Origin of the sequence: Selenomonas sputigena ATCC 35185 (assembly GCF_000208405.1) — a bacterium.
Lineage (GTDB): Bacteria > Bacillota > Negativicutes > Selenomonadales > Selenomonadaceae > Selenomonas > Selenomonas sputigena.
Map to the genome: position 1 here is coordinate 2,361,555 of NC_015437.1, position 17,273 is coordinate 2,378,827.

19 protein-coding genes are annotated in these 17,273 nt (G+C 54.1%); 2 read left to right on the forward strand and 17 right to left on the reverse strand.

The window, feature by feature from the left end:
- Nucleotides 1-20: 20 nt before the first annotated feature.
- The 8 genes from SELSP_RS10800 to SELSP_RS12515 all read right to left on the reverse strand — a co-directional run bounded on the left by SELSP_RS10800 (nucleotide 21) and on the right by SELSP_RS12515 (nucleotide 7,787).
- Nucleotides 21-962, reverse strand: a complete 942-nt coding sequence (locus tag SELSP_RS10800) for a cell division protein FtsZ (protein ID WP_232362368.1) — start codon at nucleotides 960-962, stop codon at nucleotides 21-23.
- Nucleotides 963-1,388: 426 nt separating this feature from the next.
- Complete coding sequence (gene tnpA / locus SELSP_RS10805; RefSeq protein WP_006193881.1) at nucleotides 1,389-1,850, reverse strand: IS200/IS605 family transposase; 462 nt, start codon at nucleotides 1,848-1,850, stop codon at nucleotides 1,389-1,391.
- Nucleotides 1,851-2,052: 202 nt separating this feature from the next.
- A complete protein-coding gene (locus SELSP_RS10810; RefSeq protein ID WP_006193224.1) occupies nucleotides 2,053-2,979 on the reverse strand; it encodes a helix-turn-helix transcriptional regulator in 927 nt (308 codons plus the stop codon).
- Between the two features lie 25 nt (nucleotides 2,980-3,004).
- Nucleotides 3,005-3,385 carry a hypothetical protein gene (locus SELSP_RS10815; RefSeq protein WP_006193225.1) on the reverse strand — a complete coding sequence of 127 codons (381 nt, stop codon included), beginning with the start codon at nucleotides 3,383-3,385 and terminating at the stop codon, nucleotides 3,005-3,007.
- A 47-nt stretch (nucleotides 3,386-3,432) separates the two neighbouring features.
- Nucleotides 3,433-3,636: a hypothetical protein gene (locus SELSP_RS12210; protein WP_155815095.1), complete on the reverse strand. Its 204-nt coding sequence runs from the start codon at nucleotides 3,634-3,636 to the stop codon at nucleotides 3,433-3,435.
- Nucleotides 3,637-3,706: 70 nt separating this feature from the next.
- Nucleotides 3,707-5,404 (reverse strand): LeoA/HP0731 family dynamin-like GTPase, encoded by a 1,698-nt coding sequence (locus SELSP_RS10820; protein WP_006193227.1) that lies wholly within the window; start codon nucleotides 5,402-5,404, stop codon nucleotides 3,707-3,709.
- Nucleotides 5,391-7,220, reverse strand: a complete 1,830-nt coding sequence (locus SELSP_RS10825) for a GTPase domain-containing protein (protein WP_233275176.1) — start codon at nucleotides 7,218-7,220, stop codon at nucleotides 5,391-5,393. Before SELSP_RS10825 ends, SELSP_RS10820 begins: the two co-directional genes overlap by 14 nt.
- A 156-nt stretch (nucleotides 7,221-7,376) precedes the next feature.
- Nucleotides 7,377-7,787, reverse strand: a complete 411-nt coding sequence (locus SELSP_RS12515) for an FtsZ/tubulin family protein (RefSeq protein WP_233275177.1) — start codon at nucleotides 7,785-7,787, stop codon at nucleotides 7,377-7,379.
- 66 nt (nucleotides 7,788-7,853) lie between these two features.
- On the opposite strand from SELSP_RS12515, the gene SELSP_RS12520 reads away from it, so the two are divergent.
- Nucleotides 7,854-8,141 (forward strand): hypothetical protein, encoded by a 288-nt coding sequence (locus SELSP_RS12520; protein WP_233275178.1) that lies wholly within the window; start codon nucleotides 7,854-7,856, stop codon nucleotides 8,139-8,141.
- A 236-nt stretch (nucleotides 8,142-8,377) separates the two neighbouring features.
- Here SELSP_RS12520 and SELSP_RS10835 read toward each other — a convergent pair whose 3' ends face one another.
- From SELSP_RS10835 to SELSP_RS10865, 8 genes are all read right to left on the reverse strand, one after another.
- The gene (locus tag SELSP_RS10835) at nucleotides 8,378-9,619 is read right to left on the reverse strand and encodes an RNA-splicing ligase RtcB (RefSeq protein ID WP_006193230.1); all 1,242 of its coding nucleotides are present in this window, start codon (nucleotides 9,617-9,619) and stop codon (nucleotides 8,378-8,380) included.
- A gap of 96 nt (nucleotides 9,620-9,715) precedes the next feature.
- On the reverse strand, nucleotides 9,716-9,925 hold the full coding sequence (locus SELSP_RS12215; protein WP_155813690.1) for a hypothetical protein: 210 nt from the start codon (nucleotides 9,923-9,925) through the stop codon (nucleotides 9,716-9,718).
- A 204-nt stretch (nucleotides 9,926-10,129) separates the two neighbouring features.
- Complete coding sequence (locus tag SELSP_RS10840; protein WP_006193231.1) at nucleotides 10,130-10,726, reverse strand: zeta toxin family protein; 597 nt, start codon at nucleotides 10,724-10,726, stop codon at nucleotides 10,130-10,132.
- A complete protein-coding gene (locus SELSP_RS10845; protein WP_006193232.1) occupies nucleotides 10,701-10,916 on the reverse strand; it encodes a hypothetical protein in 216 nt (71 codons plus the stop codon). The genes SELSP_RS10840 and SELSP_RS10845 overlap by 26 nt, the downstream gene beginning before the upstream one ends.
- A gap of 350 nt (nucleotides 10,917-11,266) precedes the next feature.
- A complete protein-coding gene (locus SELSP_RS10850; protein ID WP_013741044.1) occupies nucleotides 11,267-11,938 on the reverse strand; it encodes a vWA domain-containing protein in 672 nt (223 codons plus the stop codon).
- A 151-nt stretch (nucleotides 11,939-12,089) separates the two neighbouring features.
- Nucleotides 12,090-12,698, reverse strand: coding sequence for a hypothetical protein (locus tag SELSP_RS10855; protein ID WP_006193236.1), 609 nt, complete (start codon nucleotides 12,696-12,698; stop codon nucleotides 12,090-12,092).
- 73 nt (nucleotides 12,699-12,771) lie between these two features.
- On the reverse strand, nucleotides 12,772-13,641 hold the full coding sequence (gene htpX, locus SELSP_RS10860) for a zinc metalloprotease HtpX (protein ID WP_006193237.1): 870 nt from the start codon (nucleotides 13,639-13,641) through the stop codon (nucleotides 12,772-12,774).
- Nucleotides 13,642-13,826: 185 nt separating this feature from the next.
- The gene (locus SELSP_RS10865; RefSeq protein WP_006193238.1) at nucleotides 13,827-15,509 is read right to left on the reverse strand and encodes a carbon starvation CstA family protein; all 1,683 of its coding nucleotides are present in this window, start codon (nucleotides 15,507-15,509) and stop codon (nucleotides 13,827-13,829) included.
- 420 nt (nucleotides 15,510-15,929) lie between these two features.
- Here SELSP_RS10865 and SELSP_RS10870 point away from each other — a divergent pair, with 420 nt between their 5' ends.
- The gene (locus SELSP_RS10870; protein WP_006193240.1) at nucleotides 15,930-16,430 is read left to right on the forward strand and encodes a hypothetical protein; all 501 of its coding nucleotides are present in this window, start codon (nucleotides 15,930-15,932) and stop codon (nucleotides 16,428-16,430) included.
- A 130-nt stretch (nucleotides 16,431-16,560) separates the two neighbouring features.
- On the opposite strand, the gene SELSP_RS10875 is transcribed toward SELSP_RS10870, so the two are convergent.
- Nucleotides 16,561-16,884 carry a nitrous oxide-stimulated promoter family protein gene (locus tag SELSP_RS10875; protein ID WP_013741045.1) on the reverse strand — a complete coding sequence of 108 codons (324 nt, stop codon included), beginning with the start codon at nucleotides 16,882-16,884 and terminating at the stop codon, nucleotides 16,561-16,563.
- Nucleotides 16,885-17,273 lie beyond the last annotated feature (389 nt).

The following is a 17,273-nucleotide window of genomic DNA, read 5'->3' on the forward strand; positions in this document are numbered from 1 at the left end:
AATTCCGCAAACGAAACTAGTCAACATTCCCGCTCCACCTGCACTGCCATATTGATACGTACGCCAGCGTCGAACTCCTTCTCGCTGTTGACGTGCAGCAGCACCTCTGCTTCTTTATCCATCAATGCCGACAATTCCGCCATCGTCTTCTGCACCGCCGGCAGGGAAAGCTCTCCTTCCTTCCCCGTGACCATGACGAACACGCGCTTTGCCGCCTGCAGCGCGCCGCCGCACGAGAGCACGCGCTGCACGTCCGCCATCGCCGAGCGCACATCTGCCGCTTCACTGCTCCATGCCTGCCATAGATTTCCCCGTCTCGACAGCCTGCCTGCAGACAGGAACGCACGAACCTCCTGCCATGAGAGCCGCATTTCCCCATCCCCGTGCAAAGCGAGCAGCAAATCGCCGACGAAATCACTCTGCCGCTTCGCCATCGCATTTGCCTCTGCCGTTCCCAACGCTGCAGAAGCATCATCGCCCATCGCGATGACAGCTTCCGCCTGTTCGCAAAGGCATTGAAAGCGCTGGTACAACTCCGTCTCCCGCATCTCCGTCTCATTCTTGTCCATGAGTTTTTCGATCAGCGGGACATGCACCACGGCGATTTTTTGCGTAGAGCCATACACCGAGTTCTTCGCTGCAGCAGGCGCAGTCTCCCTTCCAATCGCCTCCGAAAAATCTGCCAACACAAGAGACGGATACAAAAACCGCCATGTCTGCCGATAATAAAAACAGAACTTCTGATAACTGATCGGCAAACTTTCGAACGACGCCGTCATCACATTCTCCACAACTTCCCACGAATCATCTTTCATCGCAATCGTATCTGCCTTCATCTGCCGGAGCTTTTTCTCATCACGATGCAGTACCAGATATATCGCATTCACACAATCGGATTCCATCAAGCGGCGGACAACTTCCGCCCCGTTGTCGCCGATGCCGACAATATCCGCTGTACCCATTCCATTGCGCATCTTCCGAGATTGCATCGGCGGCATCCCCAAACGCCGCATTGTCTTAAACATCTCAATCAGCTCAGACCCCATGATAACCGACACTTCTCTCATCCCCTTTGCTTCTCACATCTTCATTGCAAGCTACACACAAGCGTACTTTGTAAGCATTGTGCGCCGCCCTCACAGAAATCAGCCCCGTCTGCACCTTTCGAACTTGACTGCTTGCACCATCATTCTAACAACGCGCCTTCTTTTCATGGTCGCCCGCCGTGTGACATCTTACATCTCCAATAATCATGACCACCCGTCAAACGGGTGGTTTGCTCGCCCCTATAAGGGGCAGTTACCAGCCAGCGTCTAAAGACGCTGGCTTTCACTACGTTCAAGCCAGATTGCTCTTGACTCGTCGCCGCCCTTAAAAGGGCGTTTGTACTACTTGCTACCCTTAAAAGGGTCTTCGTATTCCTTCACACTCAACTTATCCATCGCAACATCATGCCTTTCTTGCTCTTGGATATACTTGCGAATGGTTGCTTCATTTAAGCCAACCGTACTCACATAGTATCCTTCTGCCCAAAAGTGCCGATTGCCAAATTTGTATTTCAAATTGGCGTGTTTGTCAAATATCATTAACGCACTTTTCCCTTTGAGATATCCCATAAATTGTGATACACTAAGTTTCGGCGGAATGCTTACCAACATATGCACATGATCGGGCATCAAGTGTCCTTCCAAAATCTCTACACCTTTATATGCACAAAGTTGCCTTAAAATGTCACGGATGCTCGCTTTATACTGATTGTAGATGATTTTCCTACGGTATTTAGGCGTAAACACGATGTGATACTTGCACAGCCACTTTGTATGCGATAAACTATTAGCTTTCTGTGCCATAAGCACCTTTCCTTTCTGTATACTGGCTTGAACAACCTTAGTATACTACCCGGAAAGGTGTTTTTGGTATAACCATTTGTCTTCCACCCGCATAGCGGGTGGTTTACTGTGTCGCATGCTTTGCATGCGACACTGGGTCACGACCCATAATAGCAACCGGCATGGACAGATTTTGTCCATGCCGGAAAATTCTATGCAATTCTTATCCCCTGCACACCTCCAGCACCTGCACTTCCTCCCCCTGCGTCCTCAGCCACATCTCGATGCCCTTGCCGTAGCTCTCCGCCATCAGCGTGTAGATGCCCGCCTCCTCCTTGAGTACGCGCAGCGTCGGCAGACGGTCGCGAATCGCCTCCAAGGAACAGCCGCTGTAGGTGAACGTGATGCGCCGCAGTTCACCCGCATACATGAACTGAATGCGCTTTCGGAACTCGCCCTCCTTGAATCGCTCGCGATAGGGCACGGAAAAACGCTCCTTCTTCACGCTGATCTTCTCCATGCGGTCGATGCGGAAAACGATTGGATAGTCCGCCGAATCGTCTGCATAGTAGGCAATCAAATAGAAGTAAAACTCCGAAAAAAGAATCGCCACGGGCTTGACCACGCGCTCATGGCAAACGCCGTCGAGTCGCGTATAGCTGAACGAAGTGATGCGCTGCTCGCGTATGGCGGCGGCAAGCCGCCATAGCGCAGGAATCACATCCCTGCCATGCTGCGGCTCCGTATAGTGGTGCGTCTCCTGCGCAATCAGCTTCTCCACGACATCGCGCTTCTCCCGCGACACCTGCGACAAGAGCTTCCCCAAAAGCCGCTGCATCACCGCCTTGGGAAACGGACGGCTCTCCAAAAGAATCTTGCAGACCGCAAACACTTCCTCCGGCTGCAGCCCCTCGGCACTCTCGCGCGAGATGCGATAGCCGCCCGCCTCCTTGTCGTAAACGACCTCAAGATACGACTGCTCCCCCGCAAGATACTCGCGCAGCCCCTCTATATCACGCTGCACCGTCTTCTCGCTCACGCGATACTGATCGGCAAGCTCCCGCTTCGACAGCGCCTCCCCCTGCTGCAACCGCTTGTAGAGATCGAGCAAGCGATAACTGCGATTGTCGGCGTGTGTGTCGGTTTGCATGATGGCCTCCCTATGTTGATAAATATCATCTTTTCTTCAGTAAGACTTTGCCATCGGCAAGTTTTTGTACCTCGTAATCTCTCAAACGAGTCAACACCCCCACACCGCCTGCTGCCACAGCGATGCTGATCGCACCAACAGCTACTCCTCCGCCTCCCAAAGTTGCCGCCGCCAAGCCAAAGGACGGTGCCGCCATTATCGCGGAAGTCCCTGCTGTTCCCGGCGTGGCCAACAAAGCACCAACAGCAATACCAATGGCAGCAATCGCCACGCCCCATGCGACAGAACCAGTCGCTTTGACTTTTATGACTATATCACCGTACTTTCCTTCGATGACGATCTCATCAACCCCATCCTTTACAGCCTCAGCCAAACCTGCTGCATTATTGACTACTTTCCTTGCCATAACTGCATCCTCCCCGATTCAATAATCATCATTTCCTTGCACCCACTTCACATTAAATCTCCTAAGCCTCCTTCTTCCCTGCCTCGATTCTGCTTCCCATGAACTTCTTCCATCATCAGTATAGCAGGTTGACATTTCCACACGGTCGCCTGCCATACGACACCTTCTTTTTCTGGTATGCCAAAAGGCATGGACGGTATTCGTCCATGCCATAAAAGATTCTTGCTACGGTTTCCCTGCTTCATAATCATAGGAGATCCCTACAGCTTTGCTTTTCCTTCCATGTCTATTTTAAGATTGAAACATCTCAGGCTTCGCCAGTCAACGCAGATTCTCCAATCCCAACTGCAATTCCTTCGCCGCTTCCGTCCATACCGCAAGCAACCGCATATTCTCTTTCAAATCCTGCAGCTCCTTCTGCGCTGCTTCAAGATCTGACTGCACGCTCAGGAAATCTGGCACATAATTTTCAAACAGCGCGTCGCCCTGCAATGTAGACTGAATTTCTTGGAAAGTTTCCTCGACTCCCTGCAGCAGCGTCTCCTTCAGTTCCTTAAGCCTCGCATCCCGTTTGCTTTGCACCAGCGCGTCAACGACCAGCATCAGCAACTCCAATAAGACAGTAAGAATCGGAACGGCCTTTGCAAATTTCACAACCTGCCACGGCTTGAACTTGATAATTATGCCGATTCTCTTCAGCAAATCCCTGCCAATAAAAATCCCTTTTCTCGCAAAATCCACCATCTTCGTCGGTGGTATATATTTGATCCAACTCTGTGCCTGTCTTCCCAACCCCAAAAAGATATTACTCTGCACATCAGTTTCCTGCTCAAACTTCTTCTTGAAGGTTTCGATATCTTCCCTCATGCGACCAAGATGCTTTTCCATGATATGAGTCAACTGCTGTTCAAAGTGCTTTCCGATCGTATCGCCCGACCTGCCAAATTCCAAATCGATAAATTTCTCAGCGCTTTCCAAGCTCAGTGCGTGAATCCCATCCAGCAGCCTTTGTCGATAAGCTGCGAGTTCTTCCCAGCACTCCTCTCCTGCAAGCAGCAAATGTTTCCGCGTTTCCTGAAAGTCTGCCTCCTGACGAGACACGCTTTCCGCTAATTTTTCACGCATCTTTTCCTGTGCCTTGACGAATGTCGGCACCTCTTCGATATATCTTCCCAGTACCGCCTTGCAAACGCCAAGAGCCGCATTCGCAAAAAACTCTTCTGCCGAATGCTTCTGAAGGACACCTTCTATGGCGTCTTCCAAATCCACTATATGCGAACGCTTTTCATAGACATCTGTATGTTCCTTCCAAAAATCCATACCCCGCCTGTCAGGATCGGCGGCAATGCAGACAATGCGAACTTTGGCTGCATCATCCGCACGAACTCCCACCAGTTCCCGCAGTTTCTCCCGCACAGCCTCCTTCTTAATCGCCGCCTGCGAAAGGAACTCCTCTTCATCGCTGAGATCAGCGACGTCATCCATCTTATTGATGACGAAGATCATCCGATCCGTTTTCTGCAAATCCTTCATGATCCAACGCAGAGTATCCTTGTGACTGTCCTTGATTGGATTCTTGCTCTCCACAACATAAAGCAGCATATGCGCTTCGGCTAGGTATCGCTTCGCGATTTCTCCCAACTGCACAACACCGTCTGACCTCTGCTTCTCCTTCGTGCCGAAAAGTCCTGGCGTATCGACGATGCGGCAGGAAATCTTCGGGTTATTCGGTTCATATATCTGAATCTCATCCGTAGACTCATCGACTGAGATCTGCATCCCTTCCAGTTCTTCCCCAAACAAACCGGCAATCACGCTCGTTTTTCCATCGGAGAACGCGCCAACAAGTGCCAGAGATATTTTCTCCTGCCCCATGCTGCCGAGCTTATCCTCGATTTTCTGCAAATCCTCTGCGCAGTCCACATTCAGATCATGGAGTTCCTCCATCTTCTCCTGCACAGCCAGATAACGTCTCTTTGCGCATGCTTCCCAATCCGACAACCGTTCAAGCTTCTCCATACGAATATCCCCCTATCTCTTCTGCCTTGCATGCTAATTCTTCCTGCAGATGACAAGCCGCCGCCTCCACACGTTCAAAGAACCTTGCTCTGCGCTCCTCCACAAGTTCCTCAATCAAACGATACGATGCCCGTCGAACCTGCTCTCCCAAATCCACCTCATCAAACTTATCCTGCAAAGATTCCTGCAGCTTCTTTTCCAGCTTTGTCAGAAATTCATACGCTGCATTTTTCGCTTTTGCAACGCGCTCTTCCCTGCTCATTAAATATCGCAAGAGCTTCTCGGCGACAACGAACAAACCGCCCAGAATCCACCCCGCTGGTCCAGTAAGGCCGAAGAAGGCAGCCAACACCCCGCGTATCGCCACGGCGCCCAACACAGAAAACACACCTTCGAAAATGTCGGAAAAAAGCGTGTCCTCCTTATTGAAATCTGTGGAGAGAAATCCCTCGCGCTCAGCAGATGCCTGGATTCTCGTCTCAAAATTCTGCCAAAGAAACGCCTCCACACGTCTGCCTGCTTGCCGATACTCCTCTTCCAAGATTTTTGCAGCCTCCCGAACTCGTTTTTCCACTTTGCCTTTAATATATTCCTGCATATCCTCCTTATATCTCTCCATAAAGGATTCCGCCCGATCTTTGTCAAATTCCTCCCATTCTTCAATGTTCGCATACAGCTTTTTCGCATAATGTTCGCGAAACTTCTCTGCCACGCGCACAGGAATCAGCTCAATGCGTTCTTTGAATTTCTCATGCGCCAGATTCAGGTTTTGCAAGATTTTTCTTTCCCCAGCCTCAATCTCTCGCAATTCTCGGCAAGCGTCCTGCAAAAGTGCCAATGCACCGACATTCTCTTCTTCCCTCTCTTTCCAACGACGAAAATGCGACTTCATCTTTCGCTTGCATTGCTCGATACGCTCTCTGGCAAATCCTCCAGCGCATGACTTTACCAAACCTTCCACAACGCTTAACCGGCTCAACTCCTGCATCGCATCATAATCGCCTGCAAATTCCCTCGCGTATTTCTCTTGCGCCTTGCGCAGTCCATCTCTCTCCGGCACGATCTCCGTCACACCTGCCGTCCGATCATATGCTGCCGCACAAAACGCAAGCTGAGCGTTCATGCAGTATACTGCACGAAAGTTTGCTCCCAGAATATTCTTCATCACCGCTTGTGTCTGCCGCGCCGCTTCCCGTTCAGCGTCCTCATACTTTTCCTGCAAGTTTTCTTCATAAATCCCGTCCAAGGAAGTACGATTCGCCTTAGGTGCGCAATGCACGTTGCAGATTGCATAGACCAAAGCGTCCTGACGCAGATACCGCCTGATCTTCGCAACCGTCCCTCGCTCTGGCTTTTTGCCGTTCCCCACAAGGTAAATAACGACATTCGCCTCTCGAAGGCCACGCTCGATATTTGCGACAAGTGCCTTTTCCTTTCCCTCGATACCCGGCAAATCTTCGAGCACGACCCTGTGCCCCGCTACACAAAGCTCATGTCGGACAACATCCCTTGTAAAGTCAGGACTTCCATCGCCAATAGGAGAACCCCAGCACGCATCGCTTTTTCCATCTCCCTTTGTCAAGGCTACACGCAGAGCCTCAATCAAGGTAGATTTCCCAGAATTCGTCTCTCCAAGAAATGCGATGCTGCAGGTGTCCCACGCGACGCCTTTCGGCATATTTTCTTTCTCATGCCTGAAATCTTTCCTCATCTTCTCGATCGCTTCCGTGCATTTATGCAACAGCTCTACATCCGTAGAACTCAAAGGGCACGTCGTTGCAGAAATGCAGATTACATCCGTCTCTGCTTTTTGCAAGACTCTCTCAACGTCCTCATAGTGCTTCAGCAGCCGTTCCCGTGCGTCAGCCATATCTATCCCTTCTCTCTACATTTTCTAATCTTATGGAAATTCTACCATAAAGGTCCCCACTCCCGCAACACATTTGTCATAGCGCTACATTCCGGACGCCGCTCACCCCGCATCCAGCCGCACCGCCATATTGACACGCACACCGTCAGCAAATTCCTTCTCACAATTGACGTGCAGCATCACCTCCGCTTCTTCATCCAGCGCCGCCGTCAACGCATCCACCACGTCCTGCACCTCCATCAGGGAAAATTCCCCATCCTTCCCCGTGATCATGAGGAATACGCGCTTTGCCTCCTCCAATGCGCCGCCGCACGAGAGCACGCGTCGCACGTCTGCCATCGCAGAGCGCACGTCTCTGGCTACGCTGCTCCATGCTCTCCACAGGTTGCACCGTCCCCATCTCCGAGGCTCGGAAAAAAATTTCTCAACTTCCTGCCAATGCAGCGCGGCGTTCGCCCCGCCTTGTATGCTGTGCAGCAGATCGCCGACGAAATCGCTTTGCCGCTTCGCCATCGCCTTGTTTCTTGCTTCTCCTATACGAGACGGAACGTCGTCGTCCATCGCTATGACGACACTCGTATGTTGGCACAGGCTTTGAAATCGCCAATACAGTTTCGCTTCTATAAAGTCCAGCGCATTCGGGGCTATGATTTTCTCAATGAAGGGTATCGCGACCACAGCGATTGCATACGAATCCGCAGCTGCAACGGGCGCAGCATCTCTGCCAACCGATTCCGCAAAATCAGCCAGCACGAACGACGGCTTCCCTGTCTGAAAAAAGCGTTTGCGATACCTATAAAATTGCAGTACGCTTTTTGGCATCCCGCCGCCGAACGGAAGCACGACATTTTCGATGCCCGCCCATGATCCATACGTCGCAATCACATCGACGCCTATCGGGTAGCGATTTTGCGGATTCCGATGCAATCCCAGCCATCTGATGCCTTTGAAACCTTCTCGCAGCAAGCAGTGAACAGCTTCCCGCCCGTTATCTCCAACACCGATGATATTAGCGCCGAACTCCCGCTCCTTTTCCTTATCGCCTTCAGCACCCCTGTTATTCAGCGGCTTGGGCCGTATTCTCTCGGGAATCATAAACATCTTTATTCCATCTCCTCCACCGCCCCCTTCGGGCCTCCTGCCTTGAAATTATAAACCGGCTTCAGAACCTCGATGACGTCGACGGAATCGCGGATCACGTCGATGATGTCAGCGAGTGACTTGTAGGCCATCGGTGCTTCATCGAGCGTGCCTTCGCCGATGCTCGTCGTGTAGACGCCCGCCATTTCCTTTTGGAATTCTTCGAGCGTGAAGCGCTCGCGTGCCGTCGTCCTTGACATGAGCCGACCTGCGCCGTGCGGGCCGGAGTAGTTCCACTCGGGATCGCCGCGGCCGACGGCGAGGATGCTGCCGTCGCGCATGTTGATCGGGATGAGGACGCGCTCGCCCTGGTGAGCGGCGATAGCGCCCTTGCGAAGGATCATTTCCTTCGTGTCGATATAGTTGTGCACCGTATGGAACGCTTCGCTCGGCGTGACGCCGATGTGCTCAAGCAATTTCTCGGCGATCTTCTCGCGGTTCAATCTTGCGAAGCGCTGGCAGATCTCGATGTCGTGCAGGTAGTCATCGAGATACTTGCCGAAGAGAAAGGCGAGGTCGGGCGGCACGCTCATCTTCGTCGGGCGGAAGTTCCGATGCAGCTCCTTGATCGCTTCCTGCAGCTCGGCGCGGCGTCCTTCCGCCTTGTAGCGGCGGATCATCTCGTCGCGTGCCGCAAAGAGCGCCGCCTTGCCGTGCGCGAGATCGATGGCGAGGGACTGATAGATTTCGGCGACCTGCGTGCCGAGACTGCGGCTGCCCGTGTGAATGACGAGGTAGTTCGTACCATCCGCAGCGCGGTCGATCTCGATGAAGTGGTTGCCGCCGCCGAGCGTGCCGAGTGCCTTGGCGATACGCTTGACGTTCTTGAGATCGCGGTAGCAGCGAAGCTCCGTGAAGTCGAACTTCGCTTGCCGCCCCTCCCACAGCTGTCTGCCCGACGGGATGATGTGCGCCGCCTCGTCGACCTTGGCGAGGTCGAGTTCCTTCTTTCCGAGGTTTACCGTATACATGCCGCAGCCGATGTCGACGCCGACGAGGTTCGGCACGACCTTGTCCCTCACCGTCATCGTCGTGCCGATCGTGCAGCCCTTGCCCCAGTGAACATCGGGCATGATGCGGATCTTCGCACCCTCGGCGAACTCGTAGTCGCACATGCGCCGAATCTGCTCGACGGCTTCGTCTTCAATGACCTTCGCATAGGCGATCGCCGTCGCGGCCTTTCCCTTGATTTCCAATCGTTCCATCGTATTGCCTCCTCCGCTTCTTGATATTTCGAGATTTCGATATGCCAGCCCGACAGGTTGCCCGTCGGGCTGACGACATTTCCCGGAAACTGTCCTTCACTTCGTACGCTTCACGCACGTTTCCCCGCCGTCTCCGCGACGCCGCGAGCGCCTGCCAAAGACGCGCGAGCCACAAAACGACGGGCGAATCCCCGTCATGCGGCATGCGGGGCACGGGCTTACGACGCAGCGCACAACGCCCAGGCGATACAGGCAGTCCCCGCACGGCGGGGATGCGAAGCCGCGAATCCTCTGTAAAACATCCATCAAAGGCACCTCCCATAAGTGTGCAGTCATTCACGCTTATCCCTTTTTCTGCTCCCATTATACCAAGTCGCTTCGCTCCGAGGTCGCCTGCCATGCGACATCAGCCAATTCCTTGCTTTCATTATAGCAAGAGGCATGGACAGATTTTGTCCATGCCTCAACATAGTTCGTATGAAAGTTTTCATAAATCCGTGCGCAAAGGATTCACGGATTCAAGTTTTTGTACTCCATATTCTCAATTCCTGTTAAAAGCCGAATATCTTCCACATGCCAATCATCACATTCATCATAAAAAAACGCATCCTTGCGTTTCTTGAAAATACGAAAGGCCTCTTCCTCAGAATTGTCGTATATATGGCATATATCGCTGACGTTGACAATTTGGGGCACAAGTTTCATCGCTCGCCAAAAACGCTCGTATATCTTATCTTCAGGGACATCATGCCCTCCAGACATCACCCGTGTTTTGACGCGGTAAACATTGATTCGCGGATCAGCGGTAAGGACATAATAACAGCGAACGAAATACCCTGCCACTCTTGCTCTGCACAGTAAGTCCAGATTCCGATTCGTGGATAGCACTGTTTCAAAACAAAAATCTCGTTTTTCCTGCAGGCAGTCTTCTCTTTGTCCTTCCGCAATCTGTGCCGCCTCAAGATCGCTGCATTTGATGTTCTTCTTAATTTCATCCGCATTGATATAGTCCATCCGCGGTCGAAGAATTTCCACAAAGGTACTTTTTCCCGAGCCGTTCGGACCGGCAAACACTACGATCTCAGGCTTCTTCTCCCCAGTCACCATAACGCCCCTTCAATGCTCGTTCTGCTACAGGAACACGCTCGCCATCCGCTCTCAGTTCATAAATTTTTTGCGTTTTGCGGTCATAGACAATGCTCGGCACTCCCATCGCCTTATTCTTTTCCAACGCAATTTTCACTGCAGCACGAACGCGTCGGACAACCATATCGTCGGTAATCGGCATCTGCTCCATTCCTATTCCCACCCCTCTGTAAACACCTCGTTTTCATCACTATAACATATTCCTTGCTTTCCATCAATCGTCGATGGTCGTTCCCGATTTTCATTCGATGCTATAATAAAGGCAAGGAAGATGATTCCCTGCAGCAAGATGAAAATTCTTCAGACAAGCGCCCTACGCTTTACCAAAACCCGGTCTACGATCAGCATGCAAAGCGTTTGCTTGCACAAAGAGTCATCTATACCAAGTCGCTTCGCTCCGAGGTCGCCTGTCATGCGACATCAGCCAATTCCTTGCTTTCATTATAGTAAGAGGCATGGACAGATTTTGTCCATGCCTCTTACTATTTTCTCTGCTTTTCCTTACTTCTTCCCTCGTGCCTTCCTGCAATAGTCAGCGATCGCCATGCTCCAGCCGGCGCCCACGACGCCTGTCTTGATGAAGCTCGCGGTCATCGCGCCGAGCGAGGCGAAGTTTTCGCGCACACCGCCCGCATCGCACGCGAACTCCACGGAGTTTTCCCGGCGGATGCCGAGATCGCTCGCGACAGCGACGGCGTCCATGTTCGCGCCGAGGAAGACGAACTCCCAGCCGTACCTTTTCTCCTGATGCTCGATGAGCTTCTTAACCTTCTTCGCCGTGTAGCGAACGCTTGAATTTTCAAGACCGTCGGTCGTGATGACGAACATCGTGCGCACGGGACGATCCTCTTCTCGCGCATACTTGTGAATGTTGCGGATGTGCTGGATCGAGTCGCCGATGGCGTCGAGAAGCGCCGTGCAGCCGCGCGTGAAGTATTCGTGCCCCGTCAGTGGCGCGACCTTCCCGATGGGCACGCGGTCGTGAATGACCTCGACCTCGTCGTCAAAGAGCACGGTGGAAACGAGGATGTCCGTGCTTTCTTCCTGTTGGCGGCGCAGCATACCGTTGAAACCGCCGATGGTGTCCGATTCCAAGCCCGACATCGAGCCGCTGCGGTCGAGGATGAATACGAGTTCCGTCCTGCCCTGCGCTGCTTTCTTTTCTTCCGTCATGATGAGCATCTCCTTTTTTTGCTGCAATGGTTTTCTCTTCTGTGAAATCATTGTAACAAGAAAAAGAGGCGGCAAGGTCGCACGGCGGGCGACATCTGCGGTGCAGGGCCTACATGCGGACGCAGAGCAAACGCCAAACCAGACATTCATCTCACGGCAGCGTTTCCATGCCCAATTCGTACAAGGCGTTGTTGACCTCGTCGAGGTCGCCGATGCCCTTCTCGACGCAGAACTTCACGGCAAGATCGAGCCGGCTCGCCGAGGAGAATGCGTAGCCTGCGCTCGCCAAGAGATCCACGGCATCGTCAAGGGTGAGCTGCAGCACGATGATGAAGGCGTAGAGCGTCTTCGCCTTCGGTCGGTAGTCCTTGCGGCGCATCTTGGAAAAGAGCTTGCGGTCGATGCCCGCCTTCTGATAGACTTCGACTTCGTCCCGCCCACGCTCGCGTATCAGGCGCAGAAGCCGCTCGGAGCACGTTTCTTCCGCCTTGTTCAGCCGGCTTTTCAGACTCGACAGGAACAAGCCGAGCCCCGCCCCGACGGCGGGAGTCAGACGATCCTTTTTCGGCGGTTTGCCGTAGAGCGCGTACCGCCTGCGCTCCTCTTCGCACGGCTCCACGTCATACAACATGTCTGGAATATGCTGCGCTTCATCCGGCGCCTCGCCTTCGGGACGCCAGAAGCGATCAAGATAGCGGCACAGCTCCTTGAGCATGCCGCGATCGGCCGGCTTCGTGCTGATGCGATTCTCACGATCCATACGAAAAGCTCCTTCCGTGTTGTTTGTCCATTTTTCTACGAAGATCAGCCTCGTGCCTCCTGCAAAGGACACCTCACCTGTCCAGAAGCCGCGCCTGCTCTTCGAGTCTGGCGACGCGCTCGGCGGTCGAGGGGTGCGTGGAGAAGAGGTTCACGAAGGCCTGGCGCGAGCCGGCGAGAGGGTTGATGATGAAGAGATTGCTCGTCGCAGGCTGCGTCTCGGCCTCGCGCATCGGCGGCATGGACTGTACCGTGCCGGAGATCTTTTCGAGCGCCCGCGCGAGATAGCGCGGATTGCCGCAGATCTCGCCGCCCGACTTGTCGGCGTCGTACTCGCGGGAGCGCGAGATCGCGAGCTGGATGAGCGTCGCCGCGAGCGGCGCTACGAGGACGGCGAGAAGCGTGCCGACGATGCCGCCCGCCCCCTCGTCATCGTCCGAGCGGCCGAAGATCGCGCTCCACTGCGCCATGTAGGCAAGCATGGAAATCGCGCTGCCCATGGCGGCGGCAATCGTCGAGATCAAGGTGTCGCGGTGCTTGATGTGCGAAAGCTCATGCGCGAGCACGCCCGAAAGCTCCTCGCGGCTCAACATGCCGACGATACCGCGCGTGACGGCGACGGCGGCGTGCGAGGGACTGCGCCCCGTCGCAAAGGCATTCGGCGTCATAGATTCGACCAGACAGACCTTCGGCATGGGCAGTCCCGCGCGCGCCGCAAGATCTGCCACAAGATGGTAAAGTTCGGGCGCTTCCCTCTCCGTCAGCGGACGTGCGCCGTACATTCGAAGCACAATGCTGTCGCTGAACCAATAGGAGAAGAAATTCATCGCCAAAGAGACGACGAACATCATCATCGCACCGCCCTTGCCGCCGATCGCACCGCCCAAGACGACGAGAAGGATCATCATGAGCGCCATCAAGATCGTTGTTTTTATCGTATTCATAGAGAAGACTCTCCTTTCCCTATACGAAAAAGACCCCACCCCGGCTACGGGACAAGGTCTCGCTTGCATATATGCCGCGCACCGTGCGTCCGGCGGACGCCGCAGAATCGCGGCTGCTCCTCTGGAAGATATAGGACTATTATAGCAGAGGAGCAGGATTCTGACAAGCTGTTTTCGTCAATCCGTCACATATCGGTACGCGCCTCATGCTCGGCTTTGCCCGTGACGAGTTCAGCGGCACAGTGCTTGACGACCAGAAGCGCGAGCGTCATCAGTGCGAGCGCGAGGAGGAGCTGCAGCCCGTCGACCAGGAATACGAAACCACCGTTCATAAGCTTGCCGATGATGCCATAGACGCTCATAACGAGCGCCGACATCGTGACGAGGAACATGAAGGTCATGGGGACGTAGAGCATCCAGCCCTTGCGTTCCGTCGTGCGCAGGAAGACGGCGATGGAGATGAGGACGAGGGACGCGAGCAGCTGGTTCGCCGCACCGAAGAGCGGCCAGATGCTCATGTAGCCCGCGAGGCACAGCAGATAGCCGAGAGCGAGCGTGATCGCCGTCGCGACGTACTTGTTGCGCAGGAGCCTCGCGGCGGCGCCTTCCGCCTCGCCCTCCGACGGTGCGAGAAGCTCCTGGAAGGACATGCGTCCGATGCGTGCGACGGAATCGATCGTCGTCATGGCGAGCGCCGAGACGCACATCGTCATGATGCAGGCGGCGACATGCTTCGGCAGGCCGAACTCCACGAAGAAGCCCGAGACTGCGCCCGCGAAAATCTGGAACGGCGTGCCGTCCGGCAGATGCCCGCCCGTCGCTGCCGAGCAGACGATGACGAGGGCGACGACGCCGAGAAGCGATTCGACGAGCATTGCGCCGTAGCCGACGGGCAGCATGTCGCGCTCGTTCTCGATGGATTTCGAGCTTGTGCCTGAAGAAACGAGGCTGTGGAAGCCCGAGACAGCGCCGCAGGCGATCGTGATGAAGAGGATCGGGAAGAGCGACTGCCCCTTGACCTCGAAGGCGACGAAGGCGGGCATCTCGATGACGGGATTGGCGATGAGCACGCCGAGGACGGCGCCCGCGACCATGCCGAGGAGCAGGAAGACGCTCAGGTAGTCACGCGGCTGCATCAAGAACCACATGGGCAGGACGGCGGCGATGAAGCAGTAGGCAAAGACGACGTAGCGCCAAACCGTCGCATCGAAATAGAGCGGATAAGAAATACCGACGGCAAGCATGGCGACGATGAGCGCGATGGCGACGAAAAACTTCACTGCGCCCGAGGGCTTCATGCGGCGGATGAAGAGTCCGAAGCCCATTGCCACGAAGATATAGAGCATCGAGATCGAAGCCGCCGCCGCATTTGGTACGGCGAGGCTGCCGTCCTTGGCGAAGCCGTTGAACGTGTTCGCGACGATGTCGGCAAAGGCAGCGATGACGAGCAACGTGAAGAGCCAGCAAAACAGCAGGAAGAGGCGACGCCCCGTCTTGCCGATGTACTGCTCAATGAGCATGCCCATCGAGCGCCCTTCGTTGCGCACCGACGCATAGAGCGCACTGAAATCCTGCACCGCGCCAAAGAAGACGCCGCCGACGAGCAGCCAGAGGAACGCCGGAAGCCAGCCGAACATGGCGGCGATGATGGGGCCCGTGACAGGGCCTGCGCCCGTGATGGAGGAAAATTGATGCGCAAAGACGGTGAAGCGCGAGGCAGGCGCGTAGTCTTGCCCATCCTCGAATCTCTGCGCCGGCGTCGCAGCGGTTTCGTCGATGCCCCACGTTTTCACGAGCCACCGTCCATAGATGGTGTAGGCAGCGAGAAAGACAACGATGGCGCACCCGACAAGCATCAGTGCATTCATGATGAATCCTTCTTTCCTTAAAGATGAATGAATAGGTATGAAGGATAATATAGCACGCTTTGCCTCATGTGTCAACTTGTAATGTGTTAACTTGTAAACTTTTCCAGCGAACTTTCAGAACATATATTCAGCCGTCTCGCGAGACGGCATGAGTTGCTTTTTCGCCTGTTTCCCGCAACAGTTTCATCAAAGCAGGACGGCACGCAGCACGACGGCATCTCGCAGAGGAAGGTCAGCCGATTCGCGAGCTGGCAATGCTCGGCCGTCCACAGGGCGAAATCTCCTCGCGGAAATCGACAATCCGTTCAATTCTTCACACTCTTACTATACTTCCCTGCCAAACTGGCAGGAAATCAAATATCGAACGCGAAATGATAATCACACAGTAGACGGCAACCATATACCAAGGAGGCATCCATCATGAAACGATTTTTCCACACATTCCTCACTGCAGCGGCTTTCGCGCTGTTCTTCCTCGTCCAGCCGCACACAGCGTCTGCTTCCCTGCAGTATCTTGACGACGATCCCAACTATCCTGTCTCGTATTATCACGCCAACTACCGTGAATATGTAGATCTCAGCTCATGCACCTTCAGCGACGAAGATCCGGATTACTACACGTATGCAACGGGCTACGTCGCTTATTATCGCGATGCCGACGGCTCTTTCCGTGAGTATAGGATTCGGCAATACCGCCAATCGAAAGACGGCGGCTCCAATCCTCAGTTTTACTCTGCCCGTGGGCAATGGCTTTCCATGCCCATGTTCGATTACGATGAGATTTGGCGCTATATAAAGAGTCGCGGCTATACGGGATACATCGACGACTATCATGCCTATCCCTACTACATGTTCAAGATCGTCTACCAGAAGACGCGCGGCGTCGAGTATCCCGACAATTTGCATGGACAGAAACCTTGATGCGGCAAGCAGAGGAGCTTCGTTTCGTGCGAGAATATGCGCCCTGCTAACGACAACGAACCCCGTGACAAATCATCACGGGGTTCGTTCCTTTTTCATTATGCCGATCTGCCGGAGAGCAAGTCTGCCTTCAGCGCCGCTTCTCCCTCCACTCGATGAACATGTGCCGAAGCGCCATGACGGGCGCGTGGAGCAGCATGCGCGGGCCGCTGTAGCGCATGGCTTCGCGGATTTTTTCGCGCATCTTGGGCGCGTAGCAGTGCGTCTGGCACGCACTGCAAAACGTCTTTGTCTCCATGTGCGGGCAGCGCTCGACACGTGCACGGGCATAATCGAGCAGCGCTTCACATTCTTCGCAAAGGCTCAAATTGTTGCCATGATGCGCGCGGCAGTAGATTTCGAGCATTTTCTTGACCGTCGCCATCTCCGCCTTGCGCTTTTCCTCTGCTGTCATACGGATTATCCGACTCCTCTCTTTGCGAATCTTCATCGGCAGTGCGGCATTCATGCCGCACATTTCAAGAAGCACGGATAAAGTCGAAACCGCTCCGACGGACTTCATCTTATCGGTGCTTTTTATTTGCGAACATTATAGCAAAGTCGACTGTGAGAAACAATCTCTTTGCTCAAAAAAGGCCCTCGACAACCGCTCCATAATTTCGTAAAGTTTTTCACGAGGCTTTTCTCCTTTTTGTTTGATGCGCCGCCCTTACAAATCGCTCGACGCCTCCCGCTTGACCTCCTGCGCTTTCGTGGTTAGAATAGAGGAAGCACTGATAAATTCAGCTCCCCATCTTCACACATCTACACTGTCCTCTCGTCGTCGACAAATCCTCGACGTAG

What these genes read in the sequence shown, in the direction of transcription:
- SELSP_RS12520 (WP_233275178.1), top strand. Translation starts at nt 7,854, where the DNA reads ATGTTGGCACAGGCTTTGAAATCGCCAATACAGTTTCGCTTCTATAAA.
- SELSP_RS10840 (WP_006193231.1), bottom strand. Translation starts at nt 10,726, where the DNA reads ATGGTGACTGGGGAGAAGAAGCCTGAGATCGTAGTGTTTGCCGGTCCG.
- SELSP_RS10800 (WP_232362368.1), bottom strand. Translation starts at nt 962, where the DNA reads ATGGGTACAGCGGATATTGTCGGCATCGGCGACAACGGGGCGGAAGTT.
- SELSP_RS10875 (WP_013741045.1), bottom strand. Translation starts at nt 16,884, where the DNA reads ATGACAGCAGAGGAAAAGCGCAAGGCGGAGATGGCGACGGTCAAGAAA.
- SELSP_RS12215 (WP_155813690.1), bottom strand. Translation starts at nt 9,925, where the DNA reads ATGGATGTTTTACAGAGGATTCGCGGCTTCGCATCCCCGCCGTGCGGG.
- SELSP_RS10865 (WP_006193238.1), bottom strand. Translation starts at nt 15,509, where the DNA reads ATGAATGCACTGATGCTTGTCGGGTGCGCCATCGTTGTCTTTCTCGCT.
- SELSP_RS10815 (WP_006193225.1), bottom strand. Translation starts at nt 3,385, where the DNA reads ATGGCAAGGAAAGTAGTCAATAATGCAGCAGGTTTGGCTGAGGCTGTA.
- SELSP_RS10850 (WP_013741044.1), bottom strand. Translation starts at nt 11,938, where the DNA reads ATGACGGAAGAAAAGAAAGCAGCGCAGGGCAGGACGGAACTCGTATTC.
- SELSP_RS12515 (WP_233275177.1), bottom strand. Translation starts at nt 7,787, where the DNA reads ATGGCGAAGCGGCAAAGCGATTTCGTCGGCGATCTGCTGCACAGCATA.
- SELSP_RS10835 (WP_006193230.1), bottom strand. Translation starts at nt 9,619, where the DNA reads ATGGAACGATTGGAAATCAAGGGAAAGGCCGCGACGGCGATCGCCTAT.
- SELSP_RS10820 (WP_006193227.1), bottom strand. Translation starts at nt 5,404, where the DNA reads ATGGAGAAGCTTGAACGGTTGTCGGATTGGGAAGCATGCGCAAAGAGA.
- SELSP_RS10855 (WP_006193236.1), bottom strand. Translation starts at nt 12,698, where the DNA reads ATGGATCGTGAGAATCGCATCAGCACGAAGCCGGCCGATCGCGGCATG.
- SELSP_RS12210 (WP_155815095.1), bottom strand. Translation starts at nt 3,636, where the DNA reads ATGATTATGAAGCAGGGAAACCGTAGCAAGAATCTTTTATGGCATGGA.
- SELSP_RS10810 (WP_006193224.1), bottom strand. Translation starts at nt 2,979, where the DNA reads ATGCAAACCGACACACACGCCGACAATCGCAGTTATCGCTTGCTCGAT.
- tnpA (WP_006193881.1), bottom strand. Translation starts at nt 1,850, where the DNA reads ATGGCACAGAAAGCTAATAGTTTATCGCATACAAAGTGGCTGTGCAAG.
- htpX (WP_006193237.1), bottom strand. Translation starts at nt 13,641, where the DNA reads ATGAATACGATAAAAACAACGATCTTGATGGCGCTCATGATGATCCTT.
- SELSP_RS10870 (WP_006193240.1), top strand. Translation starts at nt 15,930, where the DNA reads ATGAAACGATTTTTCCACACATTCCTCACTGCAGCGGCTTTCGCGCTG.
- SELSP_RS10845 (WP_006193232.1), bottom strand. Translation starts at nt 10,916, where the DNA reads ATGGAGCAGATGCCGATTACCGACGATATGGTTGTCCGACGCGTTCGT.